Source organism: Clostridium sardiniense (genome assembly GCF_019753795.1).
GTDB classification, from domain to species: Bacteria; Bacillota; Clostridia; order Clostridiales; family Clostridiaceae; genus Clostridium; species Clostridium sardiniense.
In genome coordinates, this window is record NZ_JAIKTU010000002.1 from 283187 (window position 1) to 309792 (window position 26606).

Here is a 26606-nt window from a genome sequence, read left to right on the forward strand (position 1 = left end):
CTTACACTAATTTGATTATTAATAACACAATATTGACTTAATTTATAATTATATATCTCAAATTTTAATTTTTACCTAAGCTTAACAGCTTCGTCTTAGTATAATTATACTTTTCTCTTGATACATTAAATACTAATCCAGTATTTAAAAAAGCTGTATTTTCAACAACTAATGTTGGATCACCTTCATTTAATCCTAGAAGGTTTGCTTCATCTTCATTTAATTTTTCACAATATACTATTTTATCTGCGAATCCAATATTTAACTTTAATGCTGTTTCAATATACTCATATATTGAATCATCACAAATTTCCTTATTTAAATACGGAATTATATCTTTATTATAATAAGATTCCTCATAAGCATATGGCTCAGAGTTTAAATATCTTGTACGCTTTATATGATACACTTCTGTGCCATTTTTACATTTCATCTTCTCTGATAATTCTAAATCAGCTTTTATAACACTAAGCTCCAATAATTCACTAGTTAAAATATCCTTAGAAAATTCTTTAGTTAAGCCCCTCATTCCATTTAAAGGTATACATCCAGGCTTAGAAAACTCCCTTAAAAATATTCCACTTCCTTGAACCTGATAGATATATCCTCTATCAACTAATATCTCTATCGCTTTTCTTATTGTATTTCTGCTTACATCAAACTTTCTCATAAGTTCTTCTTCTGTTGGTAATTTACTACTATAAGGATATTTTCCCTCTAATATCTCTTTTTCTAATTCATCACAAACTAGTTTATATTTAACCGCCATATCTCTACTCCATCTTTCTTTTAATATTTAATCTCATATAGATAATTCTACAAACTATGTATTTTATCAAATATTTTAATCTCTTAATATAACTTTTTATATAATATTAAAAGCCTCTTTACATAAGTATATTTTATATAACACTTAGTGTAAAGAAGCCTATTTAAGTTATTTAATTAAGCTAGTATACAATTATTAATTAGTAGCTCCATTTACTTTATTCTCTTCATTATAAGATACCTTATCTTGTAGCTTAACAAATGGAAGGTACATAAATACTGACATAGCAAGTATTGCTATTTGAAGTACAGCCCCTTGCCATCCTGACAATAAGAAACCTGATATTATAGATGGTGTTGTCCAAGGTACTTGTACTGCAAGGAATGGTTCTATGAATCCTAAAGTTATTGAGAAGTAAGTCATTAATACAGCGAATATTGGAACTAAAATAAATGGTATAATCATAAGTGGATTAAATACGATTGGTAAACCAAATATTACTGGCTCATTTATATTAAATATACCTGGTACAAGAGCCATTTTAGATAATTCTTTAACTTGTCTTGATTTTGCAACTATTAATGCTGCTATTATTAATCCTAAGGTTATACCTGCCCCTCCAAATTTAGCATAAATATCTACCATTTGAACTGTAACTACCTTTGCATTTTCACCTACTACTAAAGATTGTCCAGCATCTACAACAGCTTGATTACCTAATGAATTAGCTGTAAGAATTGGAGCCATAATCCCCATTACTATGTTAGGTCCATGTAATCCAAACCACCAGAATATAGATATTAAAGCCATAATAACTACTATACCAACTAATGAATCCGAAAGATTTTGCATTGGAATTTGTAAAATCTCATATATAATCTCAGTCATTGAGATACCTTTTAGCTTATCACATACTATATAAACTATCATTGATAGTGTTGCTATTATAAAACCTGGTATAAGTGCTGAGAATGCATTTGATACACCTGGTGGAACACTCTCTGGCATTTTAATTCTTAAATTTTTTCTTATACATAAAGAATATATTGCACCAACTGCAAGACCAACTAATATAGCAGTTATCATACCTTGTCCAGCAGTCCAAGCTTTAGGGATAACTCCATTTATGACTTCCCCTGATTCACTTACAACAAAGGAATTACTTACTATTAAGAATGATATAATTCCTAAAATACCTGATGGAACTGCATCTATATCATAAGATTTTGCATAAGAATATGCTATACCAAATACACCAACTAAAGCTATAATATCAAAAGTTGCGCCTGTAACTTGGTTAAGTGGTGCAGCCCAACCTGCACCAAATATACTTTCCATAATTCCATTCCAATTTGAAATTGGGAAGTTTCCAATTAGCATAAATACTGATCCTATAAGTGTTAATGGCATTGTTAGTACAAATCCATCTTTAAGTGCACTTACTACTTTTGAATTTGCAAATTTCATAAATGCTGGCATCATTTTATTAAAAACCTTCTCTACATGCCCCATAATATACCTCTCCCTTATTTAATTTAATTCTTTATAAATCTTCTCCTCTTGTTTCAATAATATTTTTATACCACTGGAAAGATAGTTTCTTTTTTCTCTCTAAATTATTTTTGTGGTCCACATATATAAATCCATATTGTTTTTTATAGCCATTTAGCCAACTTAATAAGTCTATTACTGACCATGCATAATATCCTTTTAAATTTATCCCTTCTTCAATAGCTCTTTTAACTGCTTTTAAATGCTCTTCAATGTATTTAATTCTTGGAATATCAACTATCTCATCTTCAATTATTGGATCTTCATCTCCAAGCCCATTTTCAGTAATATATAATTTTACATCACCATACCTATCTCTTAACATTCTAAGACCTTCTAAGAATCCTTCTGGTGATATCTCCCATCCCCATTTTGTATAAACCTTATCTTCCATCATTACAGTTTTATATACTCCATCAAATGAAGGATTACCTGGTTTTCCTGTTGACTTATCTCTATCTGCTTCTTTAAGTTCTACTACTTCATAGTTTTTAGCTACTCTTTGAGGCTGATAATAGTTAAGTCCCATAAAATCATTACTATCTGCAGTGGATTTTAATAAATCAAGTTCCTCTTTTGTCCAATCAGGAGTTAGTCCTTTTTCCTTTAAAATATCTACTATGTATTTAGGATATTCTCCCTTTAAGATTGGGTCATAATACCAAAATATTTCATAATAATTTGCATGCTCTTTTGCAAATATATTCTCTATATTATCATCAACACTAAATGCTGGACTAAATACGTGTGTTATTCCAATTTCCCCATACTGTTTTAGACTTTTATATACTTGTACAGCTTTTGCATGAGCTACAAATACATTATGTGTCGCTTGGAAATATTTCTTTTGATCGTTTACAATACCTGGTGGATGAGCCCCTGCAATATATCCTAATTTACAAAATACTATTGCTTCATTAAAAGTTATCCAATGCTTAACTCTATCACCAAATGCTTTAAAGCAAGTCTCTGCATATTTAACAAAAGCATTTATAGTTCTCTTGTTTGTCCAACCACCATCTTCTTCTAGTGTTTGTGGTAAATCCCAATGATACAATGTTACGAATGGAACTATTCCATATTTTAAACATTCATCTATTAAATTATTATAGAAATCTATTCCCTTTTTATTTATCTCTCCATCTCCATCTGGAATTATTCTAGCCCATGATACTGAAAATCTATATGATTCAAGTCCCATCTCTGCCATAAGCCTAACATCTTCTTTATATCTATTATAATGGTCTACTGCAATATCTCCATTTGTACCTTCAAATGTCTTGCCTGGTATTTTAGAAAATACATCCCAGTTAGTTAATCCTTTTCCATCTTTGTTCCATGCGCCTTCAACTTGATAAGAAGCTGATGCTGCTCCAAATAAAAAATCTTTTGGAAATCTCATACTCTCTCTCCTTCATCTTTCAATTTATAATTATGTATTAAATTTATAGGTACTAATTCATTGGTATGAATTTATTATATACCACCCTTTATTCTTTGTAAATGGTTTCTTTAAAGTTTTAATAATTTTATTTGATTATTAATTACAGAAAATAGCTAATACTATCTTTAAATTTTGAACATACTATAATTATAATTTTTAAAGGAGTTGAAAATATGGAAAGACAACATTATAGAGTTGATGGATTAGTAAATGAAACTATTAAAACACAAATGAAAAATTCATTAGATAAAATTGATGGAGTTGATAATGTTTGTATAGATCTTGGCCGTGGAACTGTGGAAGTTATATATAATCCACCTGCTACTAAGAGTGAAATTGAAAATTGTATAGAACGTACAGGACATTTTATAGAATAAGTCCTACTTAAATAAAATAGAGCTTTTATAATTATTGTAAATATATAAATTATAAAAGCTCTATTTCTATTAAATATTAAATTTTCTATATAATTCCCAAGTGTTATTTTGCCATCTATAGATACTTATATTATCAAATAAACATTCAAACTGACATGGATAGCTATTAACATAATTCCATACATCATTATAAATAGATCTTAGCTTCTTTGATGCAATTGTTATGTGAAAGGTTTTATCTCTACCATCATTTTTATCGAATTCTATATAGTCTATTTTTTCCATTCTATCTATCAAATCATCATGCATCATTTTACCTTCATTAGACATATTAACTTTCATGTAAATTACTCTATTATCGAAATGATCATACCCATCTATACTATATGGCTTAGCATCATATTTACTACAAAAGTCTTTAATTAAATCTTCTAATTCTTCTATATTCTTATCATATTCAAAAGGTGCCTTTATAGTAAAGTGAGCTGGTAATTTAGATGATTTTACATTAAATTTTTCAAATACTTCTTTTCTTAAATTATTATTAAAGCCCCCAGCACTTCCAATTACAACACATACTATTACATATCTCATAAGCTTTCTCCTTAGCATATAAATTTAATTTTTCTAATACTACCTTATACCTTAAATTTTCCCTATATATATTATACATATTCTAAATACTACTTATTTTAATAACTATTACCCTTACTAAATATAAGCTATTATGTTAGAATACTCATTAATTTATATCTATTTCCCAATTATTAAAGCTATTAATATAATGAAAAAGGACAGGTTAATTTTTATAATAACCCTGTCCTTTTTTAAAATTTTATTTATTAATAGAATATTTATTGTAGCATGTTACAATAATAAACTAAGCTTATATAATCATATCTATTTATAGCTCTATTATTTGTCCTTTTGGAGTAACAAGTACAGTAAATGCAACTCCATTTCCACCTTGTTTCATAAGTTCTTTAGATTTAACTTGAACTAAATAACCTTTTTCACCATTAACATCTTTCATATTTTCACTACTTGCGTAAATAGTATCTGAATCTTTACCATATTTTTTTTCACATATATTTATAGCATCCTGTGGTGTAAATTTACTAGTTGAAGGTTTTGTTTCTTCTTTTTTGCTCGCTACTTGACTTTCTGACTTAACATTTTTATTTTTTTCTTCTGCTGTTACTACCTTTTTATTATTTTCATTGCTTTTTACTTCACTTTTATTAACATCTTGATTTTCTTTAGTTGTATTTTGACTAGCTGCATTTTCCGTATTTGTAGTTTGTGTATTGGTAGCTTGCTTATCTTCATCCTTATTACCACAACCTACAAAGAGATACATTGGCACTAAAATTAAAATTCCAACCATTAATATACTTAATAGAGAACTTTTCTTATGTTTCATTTCATAATCCCTCTTTTCATTAAAAATTAAGATTGATTTAGATGGAAGAAAAACTTTCATCTAAATCAATCCATAACTATAGGCTATCTCTATACATTCTTATAGCATCTTCTCTTTCTCTTACATACCTACTTGCAACGCCTTCTTGAACTGCTTTTGAAGAACTTCTGAAATAAACTAAATTACCATCTGAATCCCTACGTCCTCTTTCTTTATATACAGATGTTATAAAATCTTCTACATTTGTAGTATGTGTAAGAGGTGCTATTATTTTATAAGCTCCATATCCACCATGCTGCACTGCTGTTGACCAAAGTACATTTTTAGCAGCAAAATTATTAAGCACACTAGTATAATCCCCACTGTTTTTCAATCTTTTTATTAAATCATCATAGAAAGTTATTTTTGTATATTCATGTTGCAAATTATAAAATTCATTATAATGATTTTTTGCAATATCTCTCCAAGCGTCATCAAAATGTTTATCATATGATCCATTATCAAGCTTTCTTGCATTAGTTAATTCTTTATAAAAACTATCATTTTTACCTGAAAGCCAGTTTATGAATCCCCCTAATGAACCCATATTTGATGACAACTGCCATGCACCATAAGACTTACCGCCGTAATCTCCTTCTCCTGAAGATACAGAACCTGGATCTCCATTTGATTCATATTTTTCTGATAAAACACCTAAATAATCATCTGCTCTATTGTCATCATAAACTTGCACAGCTGTATTTCCATTTAAATAAATACTTACATATCCATAATATGTATGACCATTATTAACATATTTAACATGATAATAAGTAAGGTCTCCCTTTACTTTTCCAAGTATCTGTACCTTTGAATTTGGTGGCATTGTTGTTAAAACTTCAGAATTAAGACTTGGCTCTGATCTAAGATTCATTGTATAATCAGTAATCTTTCCTTCACCAAATGGGTTGTCCTTTAATACTCCATCATTATTAAATTCATACATTTCGCCATCTATTTCTACTTGTCCTGTAACTCTAGCTCCGACCTCATTAAAGTAATATTTTTTACCATCTAAAGTAAGCCATCCTTTATGCATACTTCCATCTTGATCAAAATAATGCCATTCATTGTTATCTACATATTTAACCCATCCTGATACCATTTCTCCATTACCCGTAAAGTAATATGTTTTTCCGTCTATAGTTTGTAGATAATTTACTCTTGCTCCTTTATCATTAAAATAATATTTTTTACCATCTAAAGTAAGCCATCCTTTATGCATACTTCCATCTTGATCAAAATAATGCCATTCATTATTATCTACATATTTAACCCATCCTGATACCATTTCTCCATTACTAGTAAAGTAATATGTTTCTCCATCTATAGTTTGTAGATAATTTACTCTTGCTCCTTTATCATTTAGATAGTATTTTTTACCTCCAAGAGTAAGCCATCCCTTTTGCATACTTCCATCTTGTCCAAAATAATGCCATTCATTATTATCTAAATATCTAAGCCAGCCTGTTACCATTTCTCCTGAACCATTAAAATAATATGTTTTTCCACCTATAATTTGTAGATAATTTACTCTTGCTCCTTTATCATTTAAATAGTATCTTTTACCTCCAAGAGTAATCCATCCCTTTTGCATACTTCCATCTTGTCCAAAATAATGCCATTCATTATTATCTAAATATCTAAGCCAGCCTGTTACCATTTCTCCTGAGCCATTAAAATAATACGTTTTTCCATCTATAGTTTGTAGATACTTTGCTACTTCTCCATTAGGTTTTACATAATATCTTTTTCCATCTCTAGTTACCCAACCTTGATTTGACTCTATTAATATGCCATTTTTATCAAAGTTATATTCTTTATTATCTATTTTAATATTTCCTGTGACTCTTGCTCCTTTATCATTTAAATAGTATTTTTTATCTCCAAGAGTAAGCCATCCCTTTTGCATACTTCCATCTTGTCCAAAATAATGCCATTCATTATTATCTAAATATCTAAGCCAGCCTGTTACCATTTCTCCTGAACCATTAAAATAATATGTTTTTCCACCTATAATTTGTAGATAATTTACTCTTGCTCCTTTATCATTTAAATAGTATCTTTTACCTCCAAGAGTAATCCATCCCTTTTGCATACTTCCATCTTGTCCAAAATAATGCCATTCATTATTATCTAAATATCTAAGCCAGCCTGTTACCATTTCTCCTGAGCCATTAAAATAATACGTTTTTCCATCTATAGTTTGTAGATACTTTGCTACTTCTCCATTAGGTTTTACATAATATCTTTTTCCATCTCTAGTTACCCAACCTTGATTTGACTCTATTAATATGCCATTTTTATCAAAGTTATATTCTTTATTATCTATTTTAATATTTCCTGTGACTCTTGCTCCTTTATCATTTAAATAGTATTTTTTATCTCCAAGAGTAAGCCATCCCTTTTGCATACTTCCATCTTGTCCAAAATAATGCCATTCATTATTATCTACATATCTAAGCCAACCTGTTACCATTTCTCCTGAACCATTAAAATAATATGTTTTTCCACCTATAATTTGTAGATAATTTACTCTTGCTCCTTTATCATTTAAATAGTATTTTTTATCTCCAAGAGTAAGCCATCCCTTTTGCATACTTCCATCTTGTCCAAAATAATGCCATTCATTATTATCTACATATCTAAGCCAGCCTGTTACCATTTCTCCTGATCCATTAAAATAATACGTTTTTCCATCTATAGTTTGTAGATACTTTGCTACTTCTCCATTAGGTTTTACATAATATCTTTTGCCATCCTTATTTATCCAACCGCTCTTTACATCACTACTAATATTTTTAGCATTATCGTTAATAAGTGTTGCTGCATTTGCTTCTAAGTTTGGTGTTGCACCTGAACCTGCTACAACAGCAGACAAGATTAACATTTTTATTATACTTTCTCTTTTCATTTTACTTTTGTTTCCCCTTTTTATTAATTTTGTTATTTACGTTAAATTAAACTATTGTAAATTATAACATATTTTATTAAGCCTTTTTAATTTAAATCAATATTTTTAATATATTATTAATTATTTTAAATTTTTAAATATAAAATAGATTATATAAATTCATTATAAATAACTACTTCATATATTAAATCTATATAACAAAAAAGGACAGGATATTTTCAATATAATATTTTTAGCTTACTAATTATAATATATTATGTTAAAATACTCCTATAAACTTGAGAGGTGAATATATGAATATATTTTATGGTGCATATGGAATTGATATATTATCAATTTGTCTACTTATAATAAGCAGTCTTTTAAATATGAATCGTCACACTAATATTCTAGGATTACTTTTATTAATTCTAGTTATTTATAGAACATTCTCTAAGAATATCTATAAACGTACAATTGAATTAAATAAATTTACTACTTTTGTAAACAAACTTTTAAGTAAATTTGGGAAAAGACTTCCAGACAATTTGCCTAGGGTTAGTCTAGAGCATATAGGTTCATTATTTAATAACTTTAAGTATAAATTAAATCAAAAGATTAAATTTAAGATAGTATCGTGCCCTAAGTGTGGACAAAAATTAAGACTACCTAGAGGAAAAAAATATATAATCGTAACCTGCAGAAAATGTTCTAATGAATTTCGTATAAAAACATAAAACAAATAAGACTCATGACTAATTTAGCCATGAGTCTTATTTTTCTTTAATAAATGTATATTTTGTTCACTTTTTTAAAATTTATCCACTATATATTATTCTTTTACATATGGTAAACTTTTCATGTAATTGTTTTCAAAATATTATAATATTTTATTTACTTATTTTAAAAATTAACAATTTTATTCTAACTCAGAGAGGGGTATCTACATGTATTTAAGAAAACATAAGAATAAGGGTGCAAAATTATTAGTCCCAGCAGTATTAACAATTACTCTTGGCTTTAATCTTGTTTCCTGCTCTACAGGTTCTACTGTAGGGAATAATAGTAACATTAATTACAAAATTACTGCTGAACAAGAAACTGACCTTGTTATGCAAAATCAACCAACTGCACCACATTGGTTCCCAAGTGAACTTTTAGCTTGGAATCCATCTGAAGATAAAAATTTAGAGTTCAATAAAAGTATGGTTCCATTAGCTAAAAGAGTCGATAAGGAGAAATTATCTCCTGTAAATAAAACTCAAAAGAAAGATATGGACGTTGTAGCAATATCAATTATGAATGCTAGCACTAGTGGTAACCCATCACAAGGTTCAAATAAATTTTCATCTAATACATTCTCCTACTGGCAATATATAGATAAACTTGTTTACTGGGGTGGATCAAGCGGAGAAGGTATTATAGTACCTCCAAGTGCTGATGTTACTGATTCTGCACATAAAAATGGTGTTCCAGTCCTTGGAACTATATTCTTCCCAACAACTGAACATGGCGGAAAAGCTGAGTGGGTTGATGAATTCCTAACAAAGGACAAAGATGGTAAATTCCCTATGGTAGATAAACTTATAGAAGTTGCTAAAACTTTAGGTTTTGATGGTTGGTTTATAAATCAAGAGACTGGCCTAACAAAAGGTGAAAATGACTTTATAGACCAAAAAGATACAGTTAAGGAAGCATCAAAGATTACTAAAAAACACTCAGAGCTTATGCAAGAATTTATAAAACAATTCAAAGAAAAATCAAATGATTTAGAAGTGATGTGGTATGATTCAATTACTAAAGATGGTGAAATGGATTGGCAAAATGCCCTTACTGAGAAAAATGATTACTTCTTAATAGATGGTGATAAAAAAGATGTAGCTGATAGTATGTTCTTAAATTTCTGGTGGACTAATAAAAAATTAGCTGATAAAGAACTTCTTAAAGCCTCAAATGAAAGAGCTAAAAAAGTTGGAGTAGATCCATATGATCTATATGCAGGTATTGATATACAAGCTAATGGTACAAATACTCCTATCCGCTGGGATCTATTTGGAGGAAAAGATAATACTCCATTTACTTCCCTTGGTCTTTATTGCCCAAGTTGGACATTCTTCTCATCAAGCTCTATAGAAGATTTCCAAGCTAAAGAAAATAGACTATGGGTTAATGAATTTGGTGATCCATCTAAAGATACAGAAGCTAAAGGAACTACATGGAATGGTATTTCAAAATATGCTGTTGAAAGAACAGCTGTGAGCTCATTACCATTCTCAACTAACTTCAATATAGGTAATGGTTATAACTTCTTTATTAATGGAGAAAAGGTATCATCTCTTGACTGGAATAATAGAAGTCTTGCAGATATAATGCCTACTTATAGATGGATTATTAATAATGAAGGTAACAATACATTAAAGGCTTCATTAGATTTTTCTAATGCATTCTATGGTGGAAATTCAATAAATTTATCTGGTAATTTAGAAGCTTCAAAACCTTCTACTATAAAACTTTATAGTGCTGACCTTGAACTTAATAAAGATATTAAATTCTCAACTAGTGCTAAAGCAAGTAAAAAAGTAAATCTTGACCTAGTTTTAGAATTCCATGATGGAAGCAGTGAAACTATAAAAGCTGATAAAGCTATCGAATCAGAATGGACAACAGTTACTTATGATGTTTCTAAGCTAGCTGGAAAGTCAATCAAATCAATATCTTATAGTGTATCATCAGATGAAGCTATAAGTAATCTTTCATTAAACTTAGGTAATATAACAATAAAAGACTCTAAGGATTCTGATAAAGTTAATGTTACTAAGTTAAATATTGATGATACTAGCTTTGAAGAAGATAATATGTATGCTGGTGTAAGACTTTCATGGGAAAATGAAAATAAAGATGCCGTTAGTCACTATGAAATATATAAAGTTAATGAAGATAAATCGAAATCATTCTTAGGTGCTACTCCAAATACTAGTTTCTTCTTAAATGCACTTGAAAGAGAAGAAAAAGAAAATAAAACTAAATTTGAAGTAGTAGCTGTTAATAAAGATTCTGTTAGAGGCAAGGAAGCTTCTGCTGAAATGGAATGGCCAGCAAATGATGTTCCTAAAGCAAACTTTACAGTATCTAAAACAATAGTTGCACCCGGCGAAAAGATTAAATTTGAAAACCTTAGCTCTAAAATAACTGAAAGTATAGAGTGGAGCTTCCCTGGTGCCGATGTAGAGACAAGCACTGAAAATACTCCATCTGTAAGTTATGCTAAAGAAGGCGTATACTCTGTTACTCTAAAAGCTAAAAATGAAAAAGGTGAAGATGTTAAGTTATTGGAATACTTTATAACTGTAACTAAAGAAGCTGGTAATAAGTTTAAAGATCTTTCAAGTAAGAAAAAAGTTACAGCTTCAAGCTTTGTAAATGCTAATGAAGCTCCTGAATTTGCTTTAGATGGCAAAAGTGATACTAAATGGTGTGCAACTGGAACAGCTCCACATGATATAACTATAGATCTTGGTAATGTTAAGACTGTAAGTGAAGTATATGTAGAGCATGCTGAAAATGGTGGTGAAAGCCCTGATATGAATACAGAAAAGTATTCAATAGAAGTAAGTGAAGATGGTAAAACTTTCACAGAAGTAGCTTCAATAGATAAAAATAAAGCTGCAACAACACTAACTACATTTAAAGCTACTAAAGCTAGATATGTAAAAATTATTGTTAAAAAACCTACTCAAGGTTCAGACTCAGCTGCAAGAATATATGGTATAGAAGTTCGTGGATTAGATGGAACTATCTAAATCAATTAAAGGTAGAAGCATTTTTATTGCTTCTACCTTATTTTTATACAAATCTCTCTGTAGTCCCCAAATTATTTCCTTATATTAATCTAAATAAAATAAGCCAGAGATACTCTAACTTCCCTCTGGCTTAATAAGAACAACTTTCTTATTTTTGTTCTTCCATAATCTTCTTTAATTTATTCTGAACTAGCCAAAGCCTTTTTTGCTTTCTGTTGTACGCTACTAATTTAGATTTATTTTTCTTATTTAGATCAATTAATCTTATATATTCTTCATCTGCAATCTTAAGTGCATCTTGAATTACTAGAAGTTCCTCATCAGTAAACATTGTATGTATCCTCCATTTGCTTAATAATCGCTACTATTATAACATAAGTGAAGAATACTTTTAATATAATTCTAAACTCTTATACTAAACTTTCTACATGTCCTTTAACTTTTACTTTTCTATAGATATCTTCAATCTTACCGTCTGCATCTATAACAAATGTACTTCTTTCAATTCCGAAAACTTTTTTTCCAAACATATTCTTTTCTTTTAATACATCATATAATTTGCACACTTCTTCATTTTCATCTGATAATAAAACAAATGGCAAGTCATATTTTGTAATAAATTTATCATGAGATTTTAATGAGTCTCTACTTACCCCTAAAATCACAGTATTATTATTTAAAAACTTTTCATGATAAGCCTTAAAATCTTGAGCTTCTAATGAACATCCTGGAGTATTATCCTTTGGATAAAAGTATAAGATTACTCTCTTTCCTCTATAATCACTTAATTTATGTTCTTTATTATCTGATCCCATTAAAGTAAAATCTGGGGCCATCATACCTTTTTCTAAAATTATGTTTTCCACACTATCACCTTCTACAATCATTTTAACTAATAATAATTATTATATAATAAAAACTTATTTAAATCAAATTTTTAACTTATCAATATAAAATTATTCTTTTAATAACTAATAGTGTTCTCCATTTTCATAATAGCGAGACTCATCTAATTTATAAAATACAACTTCTAAGCAATCACGATCCTTTTTAAAACAATCTGTTACAACTTTTGCTACTTTATCTTGTACATCTTGTCCTCTATCAAACCATAATATATCAATCATTGGAGAAGGTTTCACTTCCATACCATCCATGATAAATGTATTTCCTATTATTTCTATAGTGAAGTAATCTCTTGGACATTCTATTATTTCTACTAATGAGTCTACAAGCTTTGTACTTTCCTTTTTAACTTCTTCCTTTGATATTCCTTTAATTTTTAGCATTGGCATAACTATAACTTCCTCTCTTTATTTCTATTTCTCTAATTTAAAGTAAATTATATTTATAAATTTTATCTATCTACTATTATAATCAATTTATTTTGCATTAAATATATATTTTTTATTTTTGATAGATTTTGCTATTTATGTTACGAAATATTAAGTGTAAAGTAAAAATATACTAATCATCAAGCGCTTGAGGGGAAGGTAACAATGAAAATTGTAGAAGAAAATTTTATTGAACAATTAAAGAAAAAAAATGATGATGCATTATACTATGTAATTGATAATTATGGATGGATAATAAAAACTATAGTTAAAAAACATTTGTATAAGATGCCTAACTACGAAGATGATTGCATAAATGATATATTAATGGCTGTTTGGGTCAACATAGATAAATTTGATCCTACTAGAAGTACATTTAAAAACTGGTTATCTGGTATATCAAAATTCAAATCTATTGATTATGTTAGAAAATACTTAAAAGAATTAGAGCATGCTAATATAGACGACCTAAGTATAAGTATAAAAGATGAATCTTCTTATAATATAGATAGAAATGAGTTAAACGATGACTTAGAGTCTCTTTTAAGCTGTTTAAAAGAAGCTGATAAGAGTTTATTTTTAAAACTATATGTTGAAGAAGACGATGTAACAACCATCTCTAAAGAAACTGGGATAAAAAAAGAAATTATATATAACAGAGTATCTCGTGGAAAGAAAAAACTAAGAGAGATTTTTAGACTATCTCACATAAGGGGGCTTTAAAAAATGAAAAAAGATATTTATGAAATTTTAAATGATTCTAATATAGGTATAGATAACTATATAAAATATGAGTTAAACGATATAGAAAAGAAAAAAATGAAAAATAACTTTAGAAAGTCAATTAAAAATAAAAAGTCTATAAAGAAATTACCAATAGCTATTGCTATATCATTACTATTAACAACTGCCCTTGTAACAACTAATTTAGGCTCTGAGATTCTTGTATCTGCTACTATAGCTACTTCTAATATCTCAAGCTATCTTGGTCTTAATAAAAATTTAGATAAGTACTCTACTATAATTAATAAGTATATATCAAAAAATGGAGTAACAATTAGTCTAAATGATGTTATACTAAACAACAATGAACTTATAGTATCATCAACTATTCAATCCTCTAAAGGCGATGCTACTAATGAAGGTTTTCATGAATATTCTAAAATATTTATAAATGGAAAAAGGATAAAATCTGGTTCTACTGGTAGTTCAAAAGCAATAGATACATCAACTATGGCATCAATAACAAATTATATATTACCTGATATTGATTTAAGTAAAGAAATAGATATAAAAATAATCTATTCTGATGTTCTAGTAGGTAATAAGCCTATATATGGTCCATGGATATTTGAATTTAAAGCTAACGGCTCCGATTTATCTAAAGATACTAAAAGGATAGCCTTAAATAATAGTTTCTCATTAGATAATGGGAATGAAGTAACTTTAAATGAATTTACTTCAAATTCTATGGAACAAGAAATATTCTATACTATTAAAAATAATAACTCTACTGATAAAAATGTATATGATATTAAATTAGTAGGCACAGATAACTTAAATAATCCAATTGAATTTGATCTATCTTCAGGAAACTATACTGGTGGTATACTAAAACTAGAACCTGTTTTAGGTAAACTATCAGATAAAGCCACAAGTATATCACTTACTCCATATGCAGTTAAATTCCCAGAAAAATCAGGAAAACTTAGTGATGACTTTAAAAAAATCGGAGATAAATTTACTATAAATTTTGATAACTAATAAATAAATCGCAATAGAATTTAATTATTCTATTGCGATTTTTAATTTAAAGAGTTAAGTTCTTCATTTATAAAACTCTTATATAAACTTATCTATATGATGTCTTTAAAGCCATCTTTAATACTTTTGGATTCTTCTTATATTGAGTTACTGGACAAATCTTCTTATCTTTTACTCCAAATAATTTATATATAGCTGTTCTTGCTGCACGTATTGAGTATTCTTCAGTGAATACCATATCTTCTGGAATCTCAACAAATTGGCTAATCATTGCAAAGTTTGTTGATCCATCTGGAACAACCTTTGGACGATCACTCATCTTACGAGGTTGGAATTGTGAATCAATGTATGGCATCATACATGGTATTACATTTACCACAGTACCCATAAGTTCATCCATTTCATCTTCTAAATGTAAGTGATATAGAAGTTCTTCTAACATTTCTTTACCTGTACAATCACGCATTGGTTTCTTTACATAATCACCAATCTTTTCTGTGTATAAACCATAACCCCAGAAAATAGTTGTATCAAGTGGTTGATTCTTAAAGTGAGGTTGTGCTGCAACAACGATACTCATTAACCAACTTGAATCTTTAAATGTCATTAACGCTCCACTACCTGGTATATTTCCTGTTATTTCTTCTATGATCTTTAATATCTTATTACCTTTACAAGTAACAGTGAAGCTTTCCCAGTTAGTTTCTTCTGGATGACCAAAGAATGGCTCTGGATTACCAAGCCCCTCTTTCTTATTAGCTACCTTTCTCCAAAGATCAGCTGAAATTGGGTTGTTTGGATTATATTCTGCTGGTGTATTCATATCTCCTAAAGTCGCACTATCAGTCATGCAACCATTTGTCATAATGCATACATCACCAGAATTTAATTCAATAACTTTTTCTTCTCCATCTTGTTCTAAATGTATAGCTGTTACTGTAATTTCATCACCTGGTTTAAAATCTAAATCTGTTACTGTTGAATTTGTATTAAAATCTACTCCAAATTCATCTAAATAAGCTTTTAATGGTAATATAAGTGAATCATATTGATTGTATGGTGTACGTGTGACCCCTTCTAAAGTATCTATACGAGAAAACTCTAGAATCATACGATTCATATAACGTCTAAATTCAAAAAGACTAGACCACTTTTGGAATGCAAATGTTGTTTGCCACATATGCCAGAAATTAGTTTGGAAGAAGTGTGGTGTATGGCTAAACCATTCTTGTATAGTCATATCATCTAATTTCTCTTCAGGAGTTATAAGTAATTTTCCAAGAGCCATACGATCAGCATTGTTAAATCCCATACTGTGAGCATCTAAGATAACTCCATACTTATCAACTAAACGTGCTTGTGAATGTGTTGGATGCAAGTGGTCAAAGTTAAGTATTTCTTCAGTTACACTCATATTTGGCATATCTAATGAAGGTACACTTGAGAATAACTCCCATAAATTTTCATAGGTTTCTTCATTTAGCATTCTACCACCACGACATACAAATCCATTTACAGGGTCTCCTATCCCGTCATTACTACCACCTAATATTTTCATTCCCTCAAAGATATGAATATTTTCGCCTTTAAAATTGCAATCTCTCACAAGATATAGAGCTCCAGCTAATGAAGCTAATCCACCACCAACGAAATATACTTGTCTATCTTCATTATTTATATCTAATACAGATTTCTCAGGTACTTGAGATTTGTTTTTTATCTTTTTTGTAGCAATAGTTGCTACAGTTGCAGCTCCTGCTATTGCTCCTAATGCAAGTAGTGCATTTCTAGTATTATTTTTGTTTGATTTACTTCTCATTTTTCTCATAAAACTCACTCCACTTCGTTATTTCAAGTTATTGTATCTCTTATTTAATATTATAATTCAAAGAAAAATAATTGTATTTAGACAATATTATGTGTTTGTCTAAAAATATTATTCTTTATATTTAATACACATAATTATAATTAGAAATATTATTAAACTTAATAATATTAAAATAAGAAACTATATAAAAATGTATTTTTATATAGTTTCTTATAAAATTAAATTATGAACTTTTTTATAATAACAACTCCCCAAAAACATTATCTTCTTTATTTCTAATGAATTTAACTATTATAATATTATATATTTATTTAATATTATATATTTCTTTAACTTTTTTAGGTAAATCATTTGCTTTTACTTCTTCGTAGGCTTTTACCTCATCTTTTTTTTCAGCCACTTCTAAATATTTATCTACTTTTAATACTTTATTAGTTGTAAAAGTTAATACTTTTTCATTTCCATCTTTGTCATAACCTTTTATATTATATTCATATTGAGTATGATGTTCTTTATTTTGATTGCTAATATCTTTATAATCTTTTACTGTCTTAAGATAATATTTTGTTGTTCCTAACTTAAGTATTGTATTTCTATTAGTTATTGTAAGTCCACCTCCAATTAATAGTACAACTACTATTATTCCTATTACTTTTTTCATACATATATCTCCTTTATAATTAATATAACTTAATTATAAATTTTAACTAATTAATCTCATATTTAAATTCATTACATTATTCTTTCATTTATGTAAGCCTTTTAATTTAAGTCGTTACCAACTGTAAGATTTATTACTTATTCTAATTCTGTAAGCCTTTCTTAAAGTAGACTTTAGATAGGTTTAATTTTATTTCTCTAAAAATAAAGGTAGATTTACTTAATATTATATCCACTAAGTAAATCTACTTTTATATTTATATATAATTAAGTACTCGACTTTATTATTTCTAAAAAGTTTTCTAATATTTTAGCCGTCATTCCCCATATAATATAATCATCATATTTATAAAATACAACCCTATAGGAGCCTTCTCTAAATTTATAATTCTTGCCATCCTTTATATACTTATATGGAAAATCTTCGCTTGGAATAGTAATAATTTTATTTTCTACAGATTTTACATCAGCATTTAATAAGTAATCTAATGGAACAATCAGCAGCTCCTTTACTTCATCCTTATTTATGAAAAAACTAGTTCTATCTTTTATATATCCTAAGAAAGGATATATAACCATATTATTATTTGGAATAAATAAATCAAGTTCTGATATTATTTCTATGTCAGAATACTTTACACCTATTTCTTCATAACATTCACGTAGAGCCGCTTCCTTTGGAGACTCTCCCTCCTCTATTGACCCTCCTGGAAAACATATCTCGCCTGGGTTATCTTTTAAATTATCATTTCTTACTTCGAATACAATCTTATATTCCCCATCTATTGCTATTATAGGTATTATTACAGAATAATATTTTCTTCCATCTCCATCATTTATTCCAGGCTTATAATCTTTAAAAATCTTCTTTAATAATTCTTTCATATTACCTCCATACCCTATTAAATTCATTATAAATAAAGTTCCCTCTATAGTAATATTATAAGTAAGTTTTTAATTTTATAAAACCCATACTAAAGCTTAATTATTCACCTTTTACTTCTGATATAAATTCATCTGTAGTTCTTATTCTTCCTATCCTTGGAAAAATATATTTTATAGTACACTCATGCTCTTCTTTACTTGCCGCAGTCATTGCATCAGTTACGAAGATTTGATTATATCCATAACTATAAGCCTCACGTGCTGTACTTTCTACCCCTATATTAGTTGAAATACCACATAAAACTATGGTATCTACTCCTCTTCTACGTAACTCAATATCCAAGTCTGTTCCAAAGAATGCTCCCCATTGACGCTTTGTAACTTTATAATCATCCTCTCTTACCTCTAACTCTTTTACTAAATCAGACCATCCCTTTGGTGGCATATTCATAGGTTTTTTTTCACTATCTGTTATAGGCATTAATCTATCTTTTCCATCTAAGAAATTAACATTTACGAATGTAATAAAACCATTATTTTCTCTAAATAAATCTACAAGTAATTTGGCTTTCTTTACTACCTCGCCCCCATTACTCATTTTTACTATTCCTTCTTGTAAATCAATAATCACTAATGCTGTCTTTTTAAAATCTAAATTTAAATCTTTCATAATTAAAGTTTCCTCCTATTATATTGCTAATCCTTTTATGTTTTTAATGCATATACCAATCTTAACAACTCTTAATTATATAGTTTTATAAAACAATTTAATTGAATTATATAATCTAATATTTAATCAATACAATTAACATACTATAAATTAAGTATGAATAATTATTTCTATTATTATTAACTTAATGTTATCTAATTACATATATCAAACTTGCGAAATTAAATTATGTTATTTACAATATAGTTTATAAACTTAAGAAAAAGAAGGTATTCTATATGGAAGAGACTTTAAATTATGATTCTCTACTAATTTTGACTGTGGTAGCTTTCTTCACGCCATTTTTAGTAGCAAAATTAAAGAAAATAAAAATCCCTTATCAGGTTGGAGAAATCTTTATAGGAATTATTCTCGGAAAAAGCTTTTTAAATATTATAAAACCCGATGTTTGGATTTTATTTTTATCAAATCTAGGCCTTGCTTATTTAATGTTTTTAAGTGGTCTTGAAATAAATTTTGATGATTTAAAATTAAAAGATAATGAATCAATTATTGATTCGAAGATATTTTTAAGTATAAAAATGTTTATTATATCTCTTATAGTATCAATAATATTATCTTTCTCATTAAAATTTGTTGGAATAGATAGTGGAACATTATTTTTTGCACTACTATTTACAGCTGCAGCACCAGCACTACTTGTTCCTATATTAAAGGCAAAGCATATTTTAAATAGTGACTTTGGTCAATCTTTATTGATTTTTGGATTAATTGGTGAATTAGTAAGTTTAATTGGTATAACCTTTGTATCATCAGTAACTACTTATGGATTATCACTTAAAAGTTTTACATTTTTAATAATATTTGGTGTTGCTTTTCTGATGTATTTTTTAGCTAAAATTTTATTTAAGATAAATGATTTTTCAGCAGTAGCTTTTAAGAATTTACACTTAAGTATTAGAGGTGCTTTTGCTCTTGTATTAGTTCTAGTTGCAGTTGCTGAAAAAGTTGGTTCTGAGATTATACTTGGATCTTTCTTAGCTGGAATAATATTTTCACTACTTGTTGGAAAAGCAAAAGAAGAAATATCTCACCAATTAGATGTAATTGGATATGGATTTTTAATACCAATATTTTTTATTATGATAGGTGTAAATATAGATTTAAATGCTATAATTGAAAACCCTGGTTCCATTGCAAAGATACCTGTATTTTTAATTATTTTCTTCTTAGTTAAATTTATACCTTGCTTATTGCTAAAAAAGAAATATGGTATGAGAAATTCATTAGCATCTTCAATGATATTAACAGCACAACTTAGTTTAGTAATAGTCGGAGCTCAGATGGCTTTAAACTTAAGGTATATAAATAATTCTGATTACTCTGCTTTCATTGTTACTACTGTTATATCCTGTATTTTATTCCCTATACTTTTTGAAAAATTAATAGTTGAAGATGAAAATACAGTTCAAAAAGTTGCAGAGGAAGAAAAAATAATAATACGTGAATTCTTAATTAGCAATCAATTGTATCTTGGTAAATCATTAAAGGAATGTAAATTACCTGTTGGATGTAGAATTTTCTCAATTATTAGAGATAATGAAGAAATAATGCCAAACGCTGATACTGTACTTGAAGCAAATGATTTAATAATACTAGCTGGTGTGCGCCATGCAGTTGAAGATACAATAAATATGCTAACAGTCTGCAATTTATCACTGCCAGACTAAAATAAAAAATACTCAGTAGCGGTTAGTTACTGAGTATTTTTATATATATATATTCACTAAAATCCAAATTCAGATCTTCTTCTTTTATTCAAATAGTTTGCTACCCTCATCTTAAATCTTTCTGATTCTTTGTAGCTATAAAAGTTTGTAAGATCTGCTGCAAGGAATAAACTATCTAAAACTAAATATCTTAAATCCTTTAGATTATTTTCATTATCTTCTGAAGCTAACTCTTCATTACTCTTTTCCATTATCTCTTCAAACTTAGCTTTATAATTTTTAAGCTTTTCTAATTTTTCTTCACTATAATTCTCTAAATTTTCCTCAGCTATTTTATTTGTAAAATCTAAAAATTTTTTATTTATAATATTATATTCTTCATATGTCATTACTAAGCTCATTATCAAAACCTCTTTCTAAAATATATATTTATATATTAACATTTTAATTTTATATAAAAAAGTAAATATTATTTTCAACTCTCTTTAATTACGCAAATAATGAAATATATAAGTTACTTTCCAAATTTCGCTGCCTATATATATTACATATTAGAATTATTCTTAGGATAAACTATATTCAATATGATTTTAAAAGGCAGGTATTAATTATGAAAAAATTTTTGAAGATATTTATGGTATCATTTTTAATTATTTTAAATATTCCTATAACTCCAAAAGCCTCTAATAGTGAAGATTATCTAATAGAAATGAAAAGAGATATATTATCATTAATGCTTGCTTATCCAGAGCATATACAAGGTGTAGAAAAAAAATCTGATGATAAGGTATATATCATTATGAAATCTGGCAAAAAAATTCTATATGATGATAAGAGAGAAAAAAGCTATGAGGAGAAATTAGCTAATCCTGATATACAAGATATGATGGAACAATACTATCCAATTACTAAAAATAACTCTGTTGTGGATAAAGGTTTTGATCCAGGTAGAGCTAGAAATTATGACTTATTAAATGAGGTATATGGAAGTTCTAAAGGTACTATAGAAAAAAATTTATCTAGACTTAAATATGGCTATACTAATTATCAATTTAATAGTCAAAATTCTGCTAATGCATCATTAGAAAATGCCTTAAGAGAAATAATACCTTTATCAAAAGGACGAAATGATATAGGTGCTATACTATATCCTGCTAGTGGTACTTATAATTACAGGGTTATATCTGGAACAGGACGACTTAGTCCTCATGCTTATGGAATTGCCATTGATTTAAAAAGTGATCCAAGAGATTATTGGAAATGGAGTTCTAAAGAAAAAGGAAGTAAAAGAGTTTCAGAATATCCTACTGAATTAGTAGAAGCATTTGAAAAACATAATTTTGTTTGGGGTGGAAAATGGAATCACTTTGATATATTACACTTCGAATATAGACCTGAAATCATTCTAAAAGCTAAATATTTTTCAGATGCTAAAAATAGCGAGAATTGGTTTGATGGTGCTCCTATAGATGAAGAAAATACTAAGAAGTATATAGATTTAATTGATAAAAGTTTAAAATAATTTATTCTCTATGAAAGGGGTGATAAGTCTAATGCTAAAATCAAAATCTTATTTCAAATACCTTAAAATATTTATAATTGCTTTTATTTGTTTATGTACAATTTTTATGATTCCTTTAAAAGCTTTTGCAGAATCTAACCCAGATGATGAAATGAAAAATTTTGTTAAAAATATATTCTTATCAAAGAGTAAATCAGTGTTAACTCAAGATTTAGATTCAATTGAATCTTTGTATGACACAGATACAAAATATGGCCAATGGGCTTATGAATATGAAGAACGAAAAGTAAAGTATATTAATAACTGGGCTAAAAAGCAAGGTATTAAATTTACCGATATAACTCCAGATATAGTGTTTAGAAAAGCTAAAGTTTCTGATAAAGCCTGCTCTTTTTATGTATTATGTAATACAGAATATACATATGTTTATGAAGATCAACCTCATATAGTAAACTCTTCAAGAATAGGAACTTATCACTCAATTAACCTTACTAAAAAAGATAATGAATGGATAATCACAAAAGAATGGTACACTGATCCATTTGCTGATTCATTAAAGCTTGAAGATATTAAAATGGATAAAATCAAAGAATATATAAATGCTCAACCCCCAAGAGATCTATCAGGTATTAATGATAGACGAAAAAATGCCGTTTCTTATGCTGACCAGTATTGTGGTTCTGCAACAGCAAAAGAATATGGATATAAATATAATAAAGCCTATCGAGACTTTAATCCTGAAGGTGGGGATTGTGCAAACTTTGCATCTCAAATTTTACATGAAGGTGGAAAGTTTAAGAAAAATGCTATTTGGAATTATGCAAAAGGCAGTGCTACTGGTCCTTGGGTAAATGCTGATAAATTTACTCATTATATGATAGGAAGTGGCCGTGGATATGTACTTGCTAGAGGTAGTTATGAACAAGTATATAAAGCATCTTACAAGCTTTTACCTGGAGACTTCATAGCTTATGAGAGAAAGGGAGATATAACTCATATATCTATGGTTACTGGTGCTGACTCTAAAGGGTATTCTTTAGTAACTTGCCATAATACAGATAGAAATAATGTTCCTTGGGACTTAGGATGGAGCAATAAAAATATGAAATTCTGGTTAGTAAGAATGAACTATTAAAATAAACCACTCATACTATGAGTGGTTTATTTTTTATCTTTTATTTAATTTTTCTCTTATAGTCTTTTTTACTGATGTATAAGTAACAATAAAATATCCACCATATATAATTAAAAGTACAATAACAGTTATAATTATATTTTTAAATATACTTTCATTTCCAAATATAGATACTATATCTGAAGAAACTTTAAGGCCTACTATTGAATGAACTAATGCTAATGATAAAGGCACCATAAAATATATTCCTATTTGAATTAATAAGGATTTATTTATAATACTATCATCAACACCTATCTTTCTAAGTAATTTATATCTTTCTAAATTATCTGTTGAGTCACATAATTGTTGAAGCGCTAGTACTGCAGCTGATGTCACTAAGAATATAATACCAATATATATTCCTAAATAAGCTATCATAACTCCAGTACTTACTTGTGATGATATTAGATCATCTTTTGTTATTAAGAAAATATTATTTTCTTTATTATCTATAGCTTTCATTTTTTCTTTCAATTCTTTTTCTATTTCATCTTTATCTCCATTTAAATCAGTATTTAAAAAGGAGCTAATAGGCTTTAATCCATCTACTATAGAATCATTTACTATAAATGTACATATATTATTTTTCAGCATTTGATTATAAGTAGTTATATCTAATACACTTCTCTTAGAAGGCGTAAGTTTATATCCATTAATATTTATTACTTTATTATTATCTACTGATCTTTGAAGACTACCTATCATATCTTGTATATCTCCAAAAACCATATAATTATTTTTCTCTAATTTGACTGTACTCTTACCTAACATCTTCATAATATCATTAAACTTTGAAAGTTTTATTACTTGAATATCCATATTTTCAGATATAGGGTAATAAGATTTTCCATCATTAATTCCTTCTTCATCTAGAAAATCTCTATATTTAACTCCACTATTAAAATTAGTATAGCTTACATATTCATTTGAATATTTTTTAATATCTACCCCTTTATTTTTTAATACCTTATCTATATCTACTCCTTTATTACTCCAAAATGTTGCATCAAACTGTGTAAGGTCTTTAATCTCTGAATTTAAAGCTTTATTTATTCCAAGCCCTCCTGAAAATGTACATATCGCTATAAATAACATTAAACATATAAATGTCATAGATATAAATGCAGTATTTATTTTACTGTTAATTTGTCTAAACACAAACATATTTAAATCTCTTAAATATATTCTCTTATTACTTTGCACTACCTTTAAGAAAAATCCTGATATTGAAAAGAAAAATAAAAATGTTCCAACACTTCCCCAAAATACACTTATCAAGTCAAGTTTAGCTATTCCATTATCTAATATATTATAATAAGCATATCCTATCATAATAATACTTATTACAAATATTATTACAGATATCCAAATATTTTTTACTCTTAATTTTTCATTTTTCTTAGATGCTTCTAATAAATCAATTAACTTAACCTTATTTATTATTATTGAATTAAATAATAATACTATAATATAAATTATTCCAAAACAAATTATTGTTTTTAAGAATGCATTATAAGAAAATATAAATTGAAACTTTGTAAGGTCTACTTTAAACATATTAGCTGTCAAAATTGATAACCCTTGTGATGCTAGAACTCCTATAAAAAGTCCAATTGCTAATGATGTAATCCCTATTAATAATGTTTCTATAAATATTATCTTAGATAATTCACTCTTCTCCATTCCAAGTGTCATATATATACCAAATTCCTTTTTTCTTCTTTTTATTAAGTAATTATTAGCATATACAATCAAAAATCCTAAAATAAATGATATGAATATTGAAGCTACTCCTATAACATTTTGTATTGAGTCAAATGATTCTGATTGTGAGGAATTTAAATCCATCATAATACTTTGAGATTTTATTGAATTAAATGTGTAGAATACACATACAGCAAATATAAGTGTAAAAAAATATATTGTATAATCCTTTAGACTTCTTTTTAAATTTCTTAAAGCTAGCTTAAAATACATCTCTAGAGTCACCTCCAAGAACTGCTATAACCTCAATAATTTTGCTAAAGAATTCTTTTCTTGTATCATTTCCACGGATAAGTTCATTAAAAATCTTTCCATCTTTTATAAATAATATCCTATCTGTATAACTTGCTGTAAAGGCATCATGAGTAACCATAAGTATTGTTGCACTTAGATTTTTATTTAAATCATCTAGGCTCTCTAAAAGCACCTTAGCAGACTTTGAATCTAATGCACCTGTTGGTTCATCTGCTAATATCATTTTAGGACTTGTAACTATTGCTCTTGCAGCTGCAACTCTCTGTTTTTGTCCTCCTGATATCTCATATGGAAACTTTTTTAAAATTTCTTCTATATTTAATCTTTTTGAAATTCCTTTAACTTTCCTATCTATTTCTTTATGATCTAGCCTTAAAATACTTAAAGCTAATGCTATGTTTTCATATACAGTTAATGTATCAAGAAGACTAAAATCCTGAAATATAAAGCCAAGCTCTTCACGTCTAAACTTAGCTATTTTCTTAGCATTTAATTTTGTTATATCATTACCTGATATAAATATCTTCCCACTTGTTACTTTATCTATAGTAGATACGCAATTTAAAAGAGTTGTTTTACCTGAACCTGACGCCCCCATAACTCCAATAAATTCACCTTCATTTACTGAAAAGCTTATATTATTTATAGCCTTTGTAATATTGCCCTTTCTTCCATAGTATTTCTCTATATTACTAACCCTTAATACTTCTTTGCTCATAAC

General features: G+C 27.8%; 24 protein-coding genes. 8 read left to right on the forward strand and 16 right to left on the reverse strand.

All coding sequences use genetic code 11. The annotated features are described in order from the left end of the window. Positions 1-64: 64 nt before the first annotated feature. From K5V21_RS03125 to K5V21_RS03135, 3 genes are all read right to left on the reverse strand, one after another. On the reverse strand, positions 65-769 hold the full coding sequence (locus K5V21_RS03125) for a GntR family transcriptional regulator (protein ID WP_221859052.1): 705 nt from the start codon (positions 767-769) through the stop codon (positions 65-67). Positions 770-964: 195 nt separating this feature from the next. Beyond that, the gene (locus K5V21_RS03130; RefSeq protein ID WP_221859054.1) at positions 965-2281 is read right to left on the reverse strand and encodes a PTS sugar transporter subunit IIC; all 1317 of its coding nucleotides are present in this window, start codon (positions 2279-2281) and stop codon (positions 965-967) included. Positions 2282-2312: 31 nt separating this feature from the next. Beyond that, the gene (locus tag K5V21_RS03135; RefSeq protein WP_221859056.1) at positions 2313-3722 is read right to left on the reverse strand and encodes a GH1 family beta-glucosidase; all 1410 of its coding nucleotides are present in this window, start codon (positions 3720-3722) and stop codon (positions 2313-2315) included. Positions 3723-3937: 215 nt separating this feature from the next. Between K5V21_RS03135 and K5V21_RS03140 the strand changes: the two genes are divergently transcribed. Further along, positions 3938-4141: a heavy-metal-associated domain-containing protein gene (locus K5V21_RS03140; RefSeq protein ID WP_221859058.1), complete on the forward strand. Its 204-nt coding sequence runs from the start codon at positions 3938-3940 to the stop codon at positions 4139-4141. A gap of 69 nt (positions 4142-4210) precedes the next feature. Here the strand turns inward: K5V21_RS03140 and K5V21_RS03145 are convergent, their stop codons facing one another. From K5V21_RS03145 to K5V21_RS03155, 3 genes are all read right to left on the reverse strand, one after another. Continuing rightward, the gene (locus tag K5V21_RS03145) at positions 4211-4735 is read right to left on the reverse strand and encodes a 2'-5' RNA ligase family protein (RefSeq protein WP_221859060.1); all 525 of its coding nucleotides are present in this window, start codon (positions 4733-4735) and stop codon (positions 4211-4213) included. 310 nt (positions 4736-5045) lie between these two features. After that, entirely contained in the window at positions 5046-5564 is a 519-nt protein-coding gene (locus tag K5V21_RS03150) for a hypothetical protein (protein ID WP_221859062.1), read from the reverse strand. 76 nt (positions 5565-5640) lie between these two features. Then, positions 5641-8517 (reverse strand): VgrG-related protein, encoded by a 2877-nt coding sequence (locus tag K5V21_RS03155; protein ID WP_221859065.1) that lies wholly within the window; start codon positions 8515-8517, stop codon positions 5641-5643. Between the two features lie 293 nt (positions 8518-8810). Between K5V21_RS03155 and K5V21_RS03160 the strand changes: the two genes are divergently transcribed. Further along, positions 8811-9233, forward strand: a complete 423-nt coding sequence (locus K5V21_RS03160; protein ID WP_221859067.1) for a hypothetical protein — start codon at positions 8811-8813, stop codon at positions 9231-9233. A gap of 210 nt (positions 9234-9443) precedes the next feature. Continuing rightward, entirely contained in the window at positions 9444-12296 is a 2853-nt protein-coding gene (locus tag K5V21_RS03165) for an endo-beta-N-acetylglucosaminidase (protein ID WP_221859069.1), read from the forward strand. Positions 12297-12444: 148 nt separating this feature from the next. Here the strand turns inward: K5V21_RS03165 and K5V21_RS03170 are convergent, their stop codons facing one another. The 3 genes from K5V21_RS03170 to K5V21_RS03180 form a co-directional block, all read right to left on the reverse strand. Continuing rightward, on the reverse strand, positions 12445-12627 hold the full coding sequence (locus K5V21_RS03170) for a hypothetical protein (protein WP_204594524.1): 183 nt from the start codon (positions 12625-12627) through the stop codon (positions 12445-12447). Between the two features lie 79 nt (positions 12628-12706). Further along, positions 12707-13162: a peroxiredoxin gene (locus K5V21_RS03175; protein WP_221859071.1), complete on the reverse strand. Its 456-nt coding sequence runs from the start codon at positions 13160-13162 to the stop codon at positions 12707-12709. 105 nt (positions 13163-13267) lie between these two features. Beyond that, positions 13268-13591, reverse strand: a complete 324-nt coding sequence (locus tag K5V21_RS03180) for a DUF1904 family protein (protein ID WP_221859073.1) — start codon at positions 13589-13591, stop codon at positions 13268-13270. A 204-nt stretch (positions 13592-13795) separates the two neighbouring features. Between K5V21_RS03180 and K5V21_RS03185 the strand changes: the two genes are divergently transcribed. After that, entirely contained in the window at positions 13796-14353 is a 558-nt protein-coding gene (locus K5V21_RS03185) for a sigma-70 family RNA polymerase sigma factor (protein ID WP_221859075.1), read from the forward strand. A gap of 3 nt (positions 14354-14356) precedes the next feature. Continuing rightward, entirely contained in the window at positions 14357-15394 is a 1038-nt protein-coding gene (locus tag K5V21_RS03190) for a DUF4179 domain-containing protein (RefSeq protein ID WP_221859077.1), read from the forward strand. Between the two features lie 88 nt (positions 15395-15482). Here the strand turns inward: K5V21_RS03190 and K5V21_RS03195 are convergent, their stop codons facing one another. The 4 genes from K5V21_RS03195 to K5V21_RS03210 form a co-directional block, all read right to left on the reverse strand. Next, positions 15483-17213 (reverse strand): oleate hydratase, encoded by a 1731-nt coding sequence (locus tag K5V21_RS03195; protein WP_221859185.1) that lies wholly within the window; start codon positions 17211-17213, stop codon positions 15483-15485. A 316-nt stretch (positions 17214-17529) separates the two neighbouring features. Next, positions 17530-17883 (reverse strand): YxeA family protein, encoded by a 354-nt coding sequence (locus K5V21_RS03200; RefSeq protein WP_221859079.1) that lies wholly within the window; start codon positions 17881-17883, stop codon positions 17530-17532. Positions 17884-18149: 266 nt separating this feature from the next. Beyond that, entirely contained in the window at positions 18150-18767 is a 618-nt protein-coding gene (locus K5V21_RS03205; RefSeq protein WP_221859081.1) for an NUDIX hydrolase, read from the reverse strand. 100 nt (positions 18768-18867) lie between these two features. After that, positions 18868-19437, reverse strand: a complete 570-nt coding sequence (locus K5V21_RS03210; protein WP_245000623.1) for an isochorismatase family protein — start codon at positions 19435-19437, stop codon at positions 18868-18870. A gap of 278 nt (positions 19438-19715) precedes the next feature. Between K5V21_RS03210 and K5V21_RS03215 the strand changes: the two genes are divergently transcribed. Then, the gene (locus K5V21_RS03215) at positions 19716-21167 is read left to right on the forward strand and encodes a cation:proton antiporter (RefSeq protein WP_221859083.1); all 1452 of its coding nucleotides are present in this window, start codon (positions 19716-19718) and stop codon (positions 21165-21167) included. A gap of 56 nt (positions 21168-21223) precedes the next feature. Here K5V21_RS03215 and K5V21_RS03220 read toward each other — a convergent pair whose 3' ends face one another. Then, the gene (locus tag K5V21_RS03220) at positions 21224-21568 is read right to left on the reverse strand and encodes a hypothetical protein (protein ID WP_221859085.1); all 345 of its coding nucleotides are present in this window, start codon (positions 21566-21568) and stop codon (positions 21224-21226) included. A gap of 209 nt (positions 21569-21777) precedes the next feature. Here K5V21_RS03220 and K5V21_RS03225 point away from each other — a divergent pair, with 209 nt between their 5' ends. Further along, positions 21778-22689, forward strand: a complete 912-nt coding sequence (locus tag K5V21_RS03225) for a M15 family metallopeptidase (protein WP_221859087.1) — start codon at positions 21778-21780, stop codon at positions 22687-22689. 31 nt (positions 22690-22720) lie between these two features. Beyond that, on the forward strand, positions 22721-23824 hold the full coding sequence (locus tag K5V21_RS03230; RefSeq protein WP_221859089.1) for an amidase domain-containing protein: 1104 nt from the start codon (positions 22721-22723) through the stop codon (positions 23822-23824). Positions 23825-23857: 33 nt separating this feature from the next. Here K5V21_RS03230 and K5V21_RS03235 read toward each other — a convergent pair whose 3' ends face one another. Then, entirely contained in the window at positions 23858-25843 is a 1986-nt protein-coding gene (locus tag K5V21_RS03235) for an ABC transporter permease (RefSeq protein WP_221859091.1), read from the reverse strand. Further along, a complete protein-coding gene (locus K5V21_RS03240; RefSeq protein WP_221859093.1) occupies positions 25833-26603 on the reverse strand; it encodes an ABC transporter ATP-binding protein in 771 nt (256 codons plus the stop codon). The genes K5V21_RS03235 and K5V21_RS03240 overlap by 11 nt, the downstream gene beginning before the upstream one ends. Positions 26604-26606 lie beyond the last annotated feature (3 nt).

Coding starts and splice junctions, on each gene's coding strand:
- K5V21_RS03205 (WP_221859081.1), bottom strand. CDS start 18,767: ATGAAAGAATTATTAAAGAAGATTTTTAAAGATTATAAGCCTGGAATA.
- K5V21_RS03140 (WP_221859058.1), top strand. CDS start 3,938: ATGGAAAGACAACATTATAGAGTTGATGGATTAGTAAATGAAACTATT.
- K5V21_RS03240 (WP_221859093.1), bottom strand. CDS start 26,603: ATGAGCAAAGAAGTATTAAGGGTTAGTAATATAGAGAAATACTATGGA.
- K5V21_RS03125 (WP_221859052.1), bottom strand. CDS start 769: ATGGCGGTTAAATATAAACTAGTTTGTGATGAATTAGAAAAAGAGATA.
- K5V21_RS03235 (WP_221859091.1), bottom strand. CDS start 25,843: ATGTATTTTAAGCTAGCTTTAAGAAATTTAAAAAGAAGTCTAAAGGAT.
- K5V21_RS03145 (WP_221859060.1), bottom strand. CDS start 4,735: ATGAGATATGTAATAGTATGTGTTGTAATTGGAAGTGCTGGGGGCTTT.
- K5V21_RS03195 (WP_221859185.1), bottom strand. CDS start 17,213: ATGAGAAGTAAATCAAACAAAAATAATACTAGAAATGCACTACTTGCA.
- K5V21_RS03210 (WP_245000623.1), bottom strand. CDS start 19,437: ATGAAAGATTTAAATTTAGATTTTAAAAAGACAGCATTAGTGATTATT.
- K5V21_RS03155 (WP_221859065.1), bottom strand. CDS start 8,517: ATGAAAAGAGAAAGTATAATAAAAATGTTAATCTTGTCTGCTGTTGTA.
- K5V21_RS03180 (WP_221859073.1), bottom strand. CDS start 13,591: ATGCCAATGCTAAAAATTAAAGGAATATCAAAGGAAGAAGTTAAAAAG.
- K5V21_RS03225 (WP_221859087.1), top strand. CDS start 21,778: ATGAAAAAATTTTTGAAGATATTTATGGTATCATTTTTAATTATTTTA.
- K5V21_RS03160 (WP_221859067.1), top strand. CDS start 8,811: ATGAATATATTTTATGGTGCATATGGAATTGATATATTATCAATTTGT.
- K5V21_RS03190 (WP_221859077.1), top strand. CDS start 14,357: ATGAAAAAAGATATTTATGAAATTTTAAATGATTCTAATATAGGTATA.
- K5V21_RS03230 (WP_221859089.1), top strand. CDS start 22,721: ATGCTAAAATCAAAATCTTATTTCAAATACCTTAAAATATTTATAATT.
- K5V21_RS03220 (WP_221859085.1), bottom strand. CDS start 21,568: ATGAGCTTAGTAATGACATATGAAGAATATAATATTATAAATAAAAAA.
- K5V21_RS03165 (WP_221859069.1), top strand. CDS start 9,444: ATGTATTTAAGAAAACATAAGAATAAGGGTGCAAAATTATTAGTCCCA.
- K5V21_RS03185 (WP_221859075.1), top strand. CDS start 13,796: ATGAAAATTGTAGAAGAAAATTTTATTGAACAATTAAAGAAAAAAAAT.
- K5V21_RS03200 (WP_221859079.1), bottom strand. CDS start 17,883: ATGAAAAAAGTAATAGGAATAATAGTAGTTGTACTATTAATTGGAGGT.
- K5V21_RS03130 (WP_221859054.1), bottom strand. CDS start 2,281: ATGGGGCATGTAGAGAAGGTTTTTAATAAAATGATGCCAGCATTTATG.
- K5V21_RS03215 (WP_221859083.1), top strand. CDS start 19,716: ATGGAAGAGACTTTAAATTATGATTCTCTACTAATTTTGACTGTGGTA.
- K5V21_RS03150 (WP_221859062.1), bottom strand. CDS start 5,564: ATGAAACATAAGAAAAGTTCTCTATTAAGTATATTAATGGTTGGAATT.
- K5V21_RS03170 (WP_204594524.1), bottom strand. CDS start 12,627: ATGTTTACTGATGAGGAACTTCTAGTAATTCAAGATGCACTTAAGATT.
- K5V21_RS03135 (WP_221859056.1), bottom strand. CDS start 3,722: ATGAGATTTCCAAAAGATTTTTTATTTGGAGCAGCATCAGCTTCTTAT.